This window comes from Undibacterium cyanobacteriorum (assembly GCF_031326225.1).
Lineage (GTDB): Bacteria > Pseudomonadota > Gammaproteobacteria > Burkholderiales > Burkholderiaceae_D > Undibacterium > Undibacterium cyanobacteriorum.
This window is the reverse complement of sequence record NZ_CP133720.1, coordinates 3,088,991-3,100,183: the sequence shown is the minus strand read 5'-3', so window position 1 is coordinate 3,100,183 and position 11,193 is coordinate 3,088,991. Positions and strand designations below refer to the sequence as shown.

7 protein-coding genes are annotated in these 11,193 nt (G+C 47.8%); 4 read left to right on the top strand and 3 right to left on the bottom strand.

Annotated elements, in window-relative coordinates; all coding sequences use genetic code 11:
- Positions 1–93: 93 nt before the first annotated feature.
- Positions 94–1,785: an amidohydrolase gene (locus RF679_RS13005; protein WP_309481060.1), complete on the top strand. Its 1,692-nt coding sequence runs from the start codon at positions 94–96 to the stop codon at positions 1,783–1,785.
- Between the two features lie 219 nt (positions 1,786–2,004).
- On the opposite strand, the gene RF679_RS13000 is transcribed toward RF679_RS13005, so the two are convergent.
- Positions 2,005–2,376 carry a VOC family protein gene (locus tag RF679_RS13000; RefSeq protein WP_309481059.1) on the bottom strand — a complete coding sequence of 124 codons (372 nt, stop codon included), beginning with the start codon at positions 2,374–2,376 and terminating at the stop codon, positions 2,005–2,007.
- Complete coding sequence (locus RF679_RS12995) at positions 2,373–4,226, bottom strand: ABC transporter transmembrane domain-containing protein (RefSeq protein WP_309481058.1); 1,854 nt, start codon at positions 4,224–4,226, stop codon at positions 2,373–2,375. The genes RF679_RS13000 and RF679_RS12995 overlap by 4 nt, the downstream gene beginning before the upstream one ends.
- Positions 4,227–4,454: 228 nt before the next feature.
- On the opposite strand from RF679_RS12995, the gene RF679_RS12990 reads away from it, so the two are divergent.
- The gene (locus tag RF679_RS12990) at positions 4,455–5,801 is read left to right on the top strand and encodes a DUF2799 domain-containing protein (protein WP_309481057.1); all 1,347 of its coding nucleotides are present in this window, start codon (positions 4,455–4,457) and stop codon (positions 5,799–5,801) included.
- A gap of 148 nt (positions 5,802–5,949) precedes the next feature.
- Here RF679_RS12990 and RF679_RS12985 read toward each other — a convergent pair whose 3' ends face one another.
- The gene (locus RF679_RS12985) at positions 5,950–8,679 is read right to left on the bottom strand and encodes a S9 family peptidase (RefSeq protein WP_309481056.1); all 2,730 of its coding nucleotides are present in this window, start codon (positions 8,677–8,679) and stop codon (positions 5,950–5,952) included.
- 294 nt (positions 8,680–8,973) lie between these two features.
- On the opposite strand from RF679_RS12985, the gene RF679_RS12980 reads away from it, so the two are divergent.
- Both RF679_RS12980 and RF679_RS12975 read left to right on the top strand, forming a co-directional pair.
- Positions 8,974–9,939: a DUF808 domain-containing protein gene (locus tag RF679_RS12980; protein ID WP_309481055.1), complete on the top strand. Its 966-nt coding sequence runs from the start codon at positions 8,974–8,976 to the stop codon at positions 9,937–9,939.
- Between the two features lie 238 nt (positions 9,940–10,177).
- On the top strand, positions 10,178–11,188 hold the full coding sequence (locus RF679_RS12975; RefSeq protein WP_309481054.1) for an ABC transporter ATP-binding protein: 1,011 nt from the start codon (positions 10,178–10,180) through the stop codon (positions 11,186–11,188).
- The last annotated feature ends 5 nt before the right edge of the window (positions 11,189–11,193 follow it).

Genomic DNA, 11,193 nt, shown 5'->3' with positions numbered 1-11,193 from the left:
CCGCAGTTCATAAGCGTGTTCAATTTTTTGATAACGCGCTTAACAAGCTTATTGAGTTGGTCGCACATTTCACCACAGAAGACAGGAAATAAAATGAAGACACGGGAGATCAGTTTCAAAACAAAAGCAAGTTGTACTTTGGCGATTCTTAGTGCGACATGTTTGCCTTTTAAAGATCTGTATGCAGATACACTATTGGTGAATGCAAATGGCTACACGTTGCAGCATCAAGGTCAATTGAAGCGTTTCGACACTTTAGTGTTCGACGATCATGGGAAGGTATTGGCGGTCGGTAAGGCGTCTGAATTACGCAGAAAATATTCGAGTGCGAAGATAGTCGACGTCGCAGGGAAAACTGTGTTGCCGGGTTTGATCGATGCGCATGGACATGTTTTTGGATTAGGAACTGCTGTTAATCGTCTCAGTCTTCGTGCTACGAATAATCTCGCTCAGGCGCAGGCGGCGATTGCCGATTATGCGAAGAAGTATCCGCAACAACAGTGGATACTCGGTGGTGAATGGAATCAAGCAATCTGGGATCTAGGACGTTTTCCGATGGCGGCTGAGATCGATGTAGTGGTCAAAGACAAGCCTGTTTGGCTGCGTCGAGTAGACGGCCATGCTGGGTGGGCTAACTCGGCAGCAATGAAGCTGGCCGGGATCACACGTGATAGCGTCGATCCTCAGGGCGGTAAGATCGAACGTGATGCGAAGGGCGAACCTACCGGTATTTTGGTCGATAATGCGATGTCGCTCATGGAACGCGTGCTCCCCACCCAAAACGACAGTGAGTTGCGTTTAGCTCTCGATGCAGCAATGGCGGAGTTGCGAAGTGTGGGCCTTACTTCGGTGCATGATGCTGGTGTTGGCAAGGAAGAAGATCTGCTGATGCGTGAATATGCCGCTAACGGAAAACTCACCACCCGTGTTTATGGAATGATTGCTGGTGTGACGGGCTACTTTGACGAAGTTTCCAAACAAAAACCATTGATCACTTACGCCGACGATAAATACGCCTTGCGTGCAGTCAAATTGTATTCGGATGGTGCTCTGGGAAGTCGCGGTGCAGCTTTGCTAGCGCCTTATAGTGATGCGCCTCAAACAAAGGGGCTTTTATTTGTCCCCGATGCAGAGATGCAAGCCATGGTGAAGAAAGCGGCAAACTTGGGTTATCAAGTGAACGTGCATGCGATTGGTGATGCAGGGAATCGACAAGTGATTGAAAGCTTGGCACAGATTAATCAAGACGCGAAAACAAGGTCGTTACGTCATCGCATCGAACACGCTCAGGTTTTGACTTTAGACGATATCCCGCGATTGAAGTCGAATGGAATCATTCCGTCAATGCAGCCTACGCATGCGACTTCGGATATGAATATGGCTGAAGATCGAGTTGGAAAACAGCGATTGAAAGGAGCCTATGCGTGGCGAACCTTCCTGAAGCAGGGCTCGCGAATTGCATGTGGTTCCGATTTTCCGGTGGAAAATTCTAATCCTTTCTGGGGTTTATACTCGGCGATTAGTCGTCAAGATTTTGAGCAGAAGCCAAAAGGTGGTTGGCATCCAGAACAAGCTATGACGCGTCTTGAAGCATTCCGTTGCTTCACTCTCGATGCCGCATATGCCGCACACCAAGAAAATATTATCGGTAGTCTGGAACAAGGAAAGTGGGCCGACTTTATTGTGATTGACCGTGATATTTTTAAGGTACCTGTGAAGGATATTCACGCGACTCAGGTTCTACAAACTTGGCAAGCCGGTAAGCAGGTATATCAGAAGAACTGATCGTGCCTCGTGTATCGGTGAGCAAGCGTTTTTGATTTGAAAAATAAGGTAGCTCGGACTGATATGGTCAAGGGGCTTCAGGTGATTGGAAGAGCGATATTGATGTGTATCGATATCGCTCTTTTTGCATGCATACGCGGTATGCATTAATGGGATTCTTAATGGGATTCTTAATGGGATGCTCTGTGGTACGCTTAATTGAAGACTAGTTACAAGGTTTTATCCCATGCAGAAAACGTTGAGTTTATTGCCGTCTAGGTCTCGGAAGTAACCAGCATAAAAGCCTGAATCGCCACGGGGGCCAGCGGGACCTTCATCTTGCGCGCCTAATTCGATGGCTTTAGCGTATAAAGCATCGACTTTGTCTCGACTATTAACCACTAACGCGACCATAGTGCCGTTCCCAGCGCTGGCGGCTTGCCCATCAAACGGTTTGATGATGCCGAGGGATGGTTGAGTTGGGCTGACGGCCCATGCGATAAAACGGTCAGATTCCATAAAGCGACGCGCTCCAACAACGCTCAAGAGCTCGTCATAGAATTTTGCAGCTGCCTCATAATTGTTGGTGCCTAATGTTACATAGCCAATCATGTTATCTCCTCGGTGGTGTTTGAATTTTCTTCGATGTGAAATTGCAGTTTTGCCAGCTTAGCATAGGCGCCGTTAAGTGCCATTAAACTAGTGTGATTGCCAACTTCAACGATGTGGCCGTGGTCGAGTACGACGATGCGGTCAGCACGCTTAACAGTGGCTAGTCGATGGGCGATGATAATGGTGGTGCGCCCCTGCATGGCAGTTTCGAGCGCTTGTTGCACCAATCGTTCAGATTCTGCATCGAGCGCACTGGTGGCTTCATCCAATAGCATTAAGCGGGGATTTTTCAAAAGTGCGCGCGCTATCGCGATGCGCTGTTTTTGTCCGCCTGATAGACGAACTCCGCGTTCGCCTAGGAATGAATTGTACCCGTCCGGTAGGCGCTCGATAAAGTCATGTGCGGCGGCCATTTTTGCTGCCTTAATCACCTCGTCATCACTGGCATCGGCTCGTCCAAAGCGAATGTTCTCCAACGCATTGGCGGAGAAAATAATCGTATCTTGCGGAACAATCCCTATCGTGCTTCGGAGTTCTAACAGGTTGAGTTCGCGAATCGAGATGTCATCAATACAGATGGTTCCCTGCTCCGGATCATAGAAGCGTAGAAGCAATTGAAATAGCGTGGTTTTGCCAGCACCCGAAGCACCTACTAGGGCGATTGTTTCGCCAGCTTGAATCTCTAAATTGAGTTTATCTAACGCAGCTGTTTCTGGTCGTGATGGATAATGAAAGCGTAAATTACGAATAGAAATTTTTGCGCCGCGACTGTTATTTGCGGGTAGCCCTAATGGATTATCTACTTCTGTAATTGGTGATCGCACCGACATGAGCTCGAGAAGGCGTTCTGTCGCTCCAGCAGCTCTTTGTGCCTCGCCCAGTACTTCAGACAAAGCGCCAACTGCACCCGCCACAATCGATGCGTATAAAATAAATTGGCCGAGCTTGCCACCACTCATTTCGCCATTGACTACGGCATGGGCTCCGAGCCATAGCACAAATACGATCGCACCAAAAATCAGTAAGATGGCAATCATGGTTAAGAGGGACCGTGCACGAATGCGGCGCATAGCTGTTTTGAAGGCATTCTCGACGGAATTCGAGAAGCGCTTCGCTTCGATTTCTTCGTGAGTATATGCTTGCACTGTCGGCATAGCGTTGAGAATTTCCCCTGCTAGAGCCGAGGCGTCGGCAATTCTATCTTGAGAATCACGTGAAAGTTTGCGTACCCGCCGACCAAAGAAAATAATCGGCAAGATAACGATGACCAACATCACAATGATGATCGACGATAACATGGGGCTGGTCACGAACAACATGACGAGACCACCGATAAACAAGAGGAGATTGCGAAGTGCGAGGCTGATGCTAGTGCCCACTACCGTTTGAATCAGACTGGTATCGGTGGTAAGTCGCGAAAGGACTTCACCAGTTTGCGTGGTCTCGAAAAACTCTGGGCTCTGAGTGATCACATGAGCGTAAACCGCGTTTCTGATATCGGCAGTGACGCGTTCTCCCAGCCATGAAACCATGTAAAAACGGGCGGCGGTGGCGATGCCTAACACAACTGCAACACCGAATAGCGCGAGAAAAGTGAGATTGACATGCTCGATGCCGTTACCGCCGCTCCCAATCTTACTAAAACCGAGGTCGATCATTTGCCGAAAAGCATAGGGAATGGTGAGTGTTGCGCTTGCTGCGATGAGCAAGGCGATACCCGCGAATGCAAATTGACGCCGATAGGGTTTGAGAAACGGCAAGAGTCGACTTAAAGTCAGAAAGGTGCTCTGCGAATTCGATTGCTGCGGTATCGATGAGGTATCGACTCCAGCATCTTGGGTATTTGTCATGGCAAAAAATAAATGTAGGAGGCGGGGGTAGTGTATTGTGTCAGCTTTTGCACAAATGTGCTCTAGGAGATGCGCCCTCGTTGCGGAAATTCAAGCGCAGTGCGGCGTCAACAGTTTGCTGATGGAGTGCGTTGCTTCATTACACCTATGTTAAATACATCAATATCCTTTCTTACTTATAAAGATATGAATGCACTGAATCGACAAAAATGGCTATTCGCCGGCCTTATGACAACAGTTGTCTTCCTCACTGGTTGCGCCAGTACTATGCGGGAGATTCGTGATTGCAAACAGGGTGATTGGACACAAATCGGGCACAAAGATGGCGTTGCCGGGGGGCCGGCTAAGTTCGACGAGCGTCGCGATTTTTGTGCGCATTTTGATGAAGATAAGATTAAGAAAGAGTCGAGCGCCTTGTATTTAAATGGCTGGCAGGCGGGTAATTTCGAATTCTGGAACCAGATGGGTTTCACTGATGGGCGAGCACCGAGGCCTTTCACCTACTACACGCAGCAGCTCGCCAACGAAAAAATCGTGAAGAATCAAACGCCGCTGAATCCTGGCGCCTATGAAGCAGGTTGGCAGAAGGGAAATGCTGAGTATTGGGTCGCTATTGGTGATCAAGATGGCGCCGCAGGACGTCCCGCTGGCGTTGAACAACAACGTCAGCAACAAGCTGGTGAGATACGCTTTCAACTAGATTCCTATCGTCAAGGCTGGGATCGTGGCAATAACGCCTATTGGGCTCGCCTCGGCACTGAGGACGCACACCAAGGTACTAGTGATAAACATTTTTTCGAGCATCAAAAACGCGCCAACCTCGAAGGCGTGCTAGTGCGTGAAAATGCTTATCGTACCGCTTGGGAAAAAGAAATTATCGAGTATTGGAAGCGTACCGCATGGTCGGATGCAACCAATGGTTGGGATCTGTACATGCGACGAGTTGATGCGCGCAAACGAAATGTGAAATTTGCGGAAACGGAATATCAGTCGATGTGGGAACAACGCTTGCGTCAATATTGGAGTGATGCAGGGCGCGACGATGGCTTCGGCAAGCCGAACCAACTTGAACAGCGTATGGCTAATGCGCGTAACGACAAGTTATTCGTGTTAGCCTCGACCAAGGATGACTATATGCAAGCTTGGTATGCGGAGAATGCACGTTATTGCAGCCCGCAAAATGCGTTTGAATTTGGGCGTCGTTCTGCTTATTACGCTTTGAATGTTTGTAATCCTACGATGCTTGGACGCGCACAACACGGCTATGCAAGTGGCGAACGTTATGAAGCTGTGATGCGCGATCGGATCCGTGTTGAACGTGACTTGTCGAGTATGATCGAACGTCGACGTGATGTTGAAGGTCGTTTGAACCGACTTGAGAAAGACATTAAACGGGACCGTGACAATAAGGATCGCCCGAAGAACGAAGAGAACGCAAAGATCGATAAGAAGCGGGAGCAAGAGCGTGATGACTTATCGCGCACCATTCGTGACTTTAATCGAAAAATCGATGACTTGGAAATGTGGCGCCATCGTCATACAGAACAGTTAGAAAGTATTATGCGCTCTTTATAAAATGAAATCGGCCCTCTAAAGAGGGCCGATTTTTTTCATCTGACTTGAAGGAGGTCTCGTTCGCTGGTTCGCTGGTTCGCTAACTTGACCAAGTTTCGATCTTCAAGAAAACAGGATGCATGATAGTCGAGACAAAGACTCAAAGAAATTATCGGACACGACCAAGATGCTGCAAGAAAAAGCTCTCATACTTCTTATGCCAAGCTTTTGCTTTGACAGCGCCGCCCATGCCGTGCTCTCCATCAGGATCGAGGAATAAATCCACTAAGCTTTCTTTACCGTTTTCAAGCAAGGCACGATAAACATTCACCGTATCTTGATACAGTACATTCGGATCTTGCATGCCATGCACCAGCATCAATGGTTTTTTCAGTCCAACCGTCAGCGGTAACAAGGAATAACGTCGCAAAACGGGTTTACTACGATCGACTTTTCCTATCGTGCGTCCGCTATACCAACTATTGTAGTTCTCCCATTCGGTAGGACCGGCTCCAGCGATGCCAGCGGCGAATAGATCTGGTTTGGTGTACATCGTGTATTGCGTCTGAAAGCCACCGAAGCTCCAGCCGGTAAGACCGACGCGTTTGCGATCAACGCCGAGTTTGGCGTCCATGTAAGTCACAAGGTCTTCGAGATCTTCGGTTTGGGGTTTGCCAACTTGTTCCCAGTTAGCATCGCTAAATTTTCGACCATAGTTGGAGTGTCCGCGTGGATCGACCGCGACCGTGACGTAACCATGTTTGGCTGCCATATACATGCTAAATTGGTAGGCAGTCGCTTGGAAACTATCGGTCTCGATAATATGGCGATCACCCAAAGGTCCACCATAGGTGTACACGATGGCGGGGCGGTTATCTGAGGAACTCCAGTTACTCGGTTTGAACACGTAGGCTTGAATCTTGTCGCCGTGGCGATTGGTGTAAGTAAAGCGTTCCGGCTGCAAAAGGTGGACCGCATTCCAAGCTGGATCATGGCTGTCCGTCAGCGTCTTGGAATTGGATTTATGAGCGTTGTCGCCGATCGTGTTGATGACTTTTAATTCCGGTGGGCTAGACCATTGACCGGCAACGCTGGCAATGTTTTTTCCATCTTCACTGATAACACTAGTTCGGTGAAAGTCTCCAGGTTTACCAAAACTGGTCATCGATCCGGAACTCAAATCGACTTTAAAGATATTCATCGATGCAAAATCGTCTCGATTGGCGAGTACAAACATGGATTGGCTATCTTGTGTGAACCCGACAATTTGGTGCGCTTCAAAATCACCTTTAAGGATCGCGCTTGCTTCTGATTTGTCGATATCGATGCGATAGGGTTGACGGAATCCTTGCTCATCAAGGATCGCAATGAGCTGCTTACCATCAGGTGTGAATTGCGGTGTAACGACATCGACGACCTCATGTCCGACGTTACCGCGTCGTTCCAAAACGATTCTTGGTTTGACGTCGCTGCTACTTGTGCCGACATAGATGCGCAGCAATTCTTTTTCTCGCTCCCATGTCGCGAACGTATAGCGTTGTCCATCTTTGCTAAAGTTCACACGACTCATTTCGAACCAAACATCGCCACCATCGTTGGTGAAAACAGGTTGCGGCTGGCGCATCGTTTCATCGCTGACACGGCGAATATACAAGGCACTTGCTGGTACAGTGCGTTTGTCATCGGAGACTTCACGGCCGATCTTCTTCGCTGTGGCAAAGCGATCTGAATAATTCATGATCTCGACTTGACGGCCACTCGGTGCCTTCGATGGATCACTCGGTCCCGCCGTAGCGGAGATTGCCATCCATTGCTTGTCTTCGCTCAGTACGGTATTGGCAATCGCGTATTTCTTTTCTACTTCATCGCCATGAATGAATTCAGGATTCAATTGACGTAGTTGCCCTTTGTTGAACTCCGCTTGATAGATACGGCGTTCATCCATATACAAATAACCGCTGTCATTAGCGCTATAAGAAATGATGCGTTCGGTCTTATCGGTCTTGGTGAGACGTTCGAAATTTGTACCATCCATTTTTAGGCGGAATAAATCACCGCGATATTGGAAGATCAATTCGTTACTGTTCTTCGCCCACACCATGTTTTCGACGCCAGGATAGAGATCGTTCGGCTTGATTTTCTCTTTCGCCAGTTTTTTCTTTAATTCGTCACGCAGTTCCCATAGTTCTTTTTCGGCGTCTTTTTTTTCTTTGTTAGACGACGCTCCGGTTGTGCTAGAGGTGCTTGCATCCTTTTTGGATTCTGTAGTTTTGTCAGCGTCAGTCAGGCCATTTTGTTTTTGTGTTGCAGCTAATTGGGTTTGCTTAGCAGATTCGGCTGCATTTTTTTCTTTGCTCAGTTCGGCTTCTTTTTCAGCTTTGGCCGCTGCATCTTTAGCTTTCTTTTCAGCGAGTTCTTTTTTGAGAGACTCAATCGCAGCTTCTTCCCACTGGTTTAAATTGACCTTCTCGCCGCGCAGATAAGCTGCTTGCGCCTCGGCTTTGGCTTGACGTTCAGCGACTTCTTTTTCTTTTTGCGCTAGTTTTTTTTCAAATCGATCCCAGTCCTCAGGTGCGTCAAAATTTTTCATTACACTGGGCGATGTAATACGTTTTACTTGCCCTGTCTCTTTGTCATAAATGTAGAGATCGCTACCTTCTTCGTTAAATGGATTCCAGAGATAAGCGAGGAAACGTCCATCTTGGCTGAACTTCAGCTGCCGTGCCGCTTTCCCCAGATAAGACTTCGAACGGAACAGTTGTTCGAGAGTGAGTTCACTTGATTTGACCTTCGCTATTGTGGCTTTTGCTTGAGTCTCGTTGGCTAATGCTGTGCGATCGAGGGAGTTTTCTGCGCAAAATAGAATGGCAATACTGAGAGCGATGACGCTTTTTTTCATAATTTCCTCATGATTTCCCGGTGGATGCGCATGGATAGCATCCATTATTTTTTTATGACTTCCCGTTTGGAAGGCGATTTTATTTGAACTGTGATAGACCATTATTGATAGCAGGAAGTTCATTGATTGCCTCGGGTTTTTGGCAATGGTGATACGAAAAAAAATTAACCAATAAAAATTAGGCTGAGTTTGGACTTATCTACAGTAGAATTTAGCGTTCTGATCATTTTGCCAAATAGGTACGGCGAATGATTAGTTCTCAACATATTTATTAACAGAATAGAAGAATTGATTATGCCCGGCGCTAGCTTATTGACCCTGCTCGATGATATTGCAACCGTATTGGACGATGTCGCATTGATGACCAAAGTTGCTGCGAAGAAAACTGCAGGCGTACTGGGAGACGATCTTGCTTTGAATGCGGAACAGGTGAATGGTGTCCGCGCGGAGCGTGAGTTACCCGTTGTTTGGGCTGTTGCAAAGGGTTCGTTGAAAAATAAATTGATTATCATCCCACTCGCCTTGTTGCTGAGCGTGCTTGCCCCATGGGCGATCATGCCCCTCTTAATGGTGGGTGGTGCTTACTTGTGCTTTGAGGGGTTCGAAAAATTAGCGCACAAATTCTTGCATAGTGAGGCAGAAGAGAAAGCGGAGAGGGAAGAGCTTTTAGAACAAGTGGCCAGCGCCGATGTCAATCTGGTTGACTTTGAACAAGAGAAAATCAAAGGCGCCATCCGTACAGATTTCGTCTTAAGTGCAGAGATCATTATCATTACTTTGGGTACGGTGGCTGATGCAGTGTTTTCGAAGAAGCTTGCGGTGCTGACGGGTGTGGGCCTCATCATGACCGTCGGCGTGTACGGTTTTGTTGGTTTGATCGTTAAACTGGACGATATTGGTTTCTTTTTGTTGCGCAATCAGGACGATTCCTTCTGGCGCCGATTGCAACGCAAGCTTGGAGATGGCTTTGTCGCTTTTGCTCCGTGGCTGATGAAAGCTTTGACGGTGATCGGTACCATTGCGATGTTCATGGTCGGTGGGGGTATTTTGAGCCACGGTATTCATGCTGTGTCTGAATTTTCCCATCACTTAGCCGAGTCCGCTCAGTCAGTGTCATTGATTGGCCCCGTGTTGGGAGTCTTGGTTGGCCCGCTTGCAGATGTGGTTCTCGGTGTAGTCGCAGGCGCAGTGGTGTTGGCGCTTTACCAGATGTACGATCGTCTTCTGGCGCCGATCTTCAAGTTTAAAAAGGCTGAATAGAGCTCAGCAAGTTCAGAGAGGTCGGAAGGCTCGTCCTATCGGTTTCGAGGTTGAGGGGCGATCCTCAGCCCCACAAATCAAATTTCCCACAGATAACGATGACTAGACGTACTTGATGCACGTCTAGTCGTACTTCGTCGCTTGTTTCTTCTGAATTTTTCATTTCGATTTATGATAGCGCTCAATTCGAGACAGCATTGTCCTGCCTGTCGAGTTGGGAATATAAAGGAGTACATCTATGGTTGAAATTAAGCTGACCGCGATAGAAAAAAACTACGCAACGGTGAAGGCTGTACGTGGTTTAAGTTTTACCGTGCAAGCGGGGAAAATTTTCGCTCTATTAGGACCGAACGGAGCTGGCAAATCTTCTCTGATTCGTATGCTGGTCGGGCTCACGCTCCCGGATGCCGGTCAGATCGAAGTCCGTGTCGATCAACAAATACTGTCGCGTTTGCCAGAAAGTAGTTTTGCTTATCTGCCTGAAGATCGCGGTCTTTATCCTGATAAGACAGTGACTGAAAACCTTCAATACATTGGTCGCTTACGCGGTATGCCAATGGCGGACATCAAGACCCAGTTGGAAATTTGGTTACCCCGTTTGGACCTCGTCGAAAAGGCGAAGGACAATCTAGCAAAACTCTCAAAAGGTAATCAACAGAAGGTGCAATTAATTAGCTGCTTGATGCACAAGCCCAAACTCTTGGTGCTGGATGAGCCTTTTTCGGGCCTTGATCCCATTAATCAAGAACATGTCGTAGCGATTCTCAGTGAGCTGCGCGACGCTGGAACAACGATTGTGTTGAGTGCACATCAAATGGCATTGGTCGAACGCTTGGCGGATTCCATGCTTCTACTCAACAAAGGGCAACAGGTTGCCTTAGGTAATTTGGAGCAAGTGATTGAGCAGTTGAGTCCCGCCAAACAATTTTCCGTGAAGTTCGCTAGCAAGCAAGCGCTTGATACCTTGAAAGCCTGCGCATCGATTGAAACGCTCGAAGCCGTGGATGAGGGATTTCAATTTGTTCTGACGCCGACACAGGATTTGAGTGTCAATGATTTGTTAAGAGACTTGATGGCGATCGGTGAAGTGCAAGATTTTGGCCGACAAAGACCCAGTTTGCATGAACTTTATCTAAGCGCTGTGCAGCAGCACAACCAAATGAATTCGGAAAACACTCAACTGCAACCCGGTGCGGATCAACAAGAAACTACGGAATTGCAAGATATGTCCAAGCTCGGACAAAACTAGGCGAG

Coding starts and splice junctions, on each gene's coding strand:
- RF679_RS12990 (WP_309481057.1), top strand. CDS start 4,455: ATGACAACAGTTGTCTTCCTCACTGGTTGCGCCAGTACTATGCGGGAG.
- RF679_RS12985 (WP_309481056.1), bottom strand. CDS start 8,679: ATGAAAAAAAGCGTCATCGCTCTCAGTATTGCCATTCTATTTTGCGCA.
- RF679_RS12975 (WP_309481054.1), top strand. CDS start 10,178: ATGGTTGAAATTAAGCTGACCGCGATAGAAAAAAACTACGCAACGGTG.
- RF679_RS12995 (WP_309481058.1), bottom strand. CDS start 4,226: ATGACAAATACCCAAGATGCTGGAGTCGATACCTCATCGATACCGCAG.
- RF679_RS12980 (WP_309481055.1), top strand. CDS start 8,974: ATGCCCGGCGCTAGCTTATTGACCCTGCTCGATGATATTGCAACCGTA.
- RF679_RS13000 (WP_309481059.1), bottom strand. CDS start 2,376: ATGATTGGCTATGTAACATTAGGCACCAACAATTATGAGGCAGCTGCA.
- RF679_RS13005 (WP_309481060.1), top strand. CDS start 94: ATGAAGACACGGGAGATCAGTTTCAAAACAAAAGCAAGTTGTACTTTG.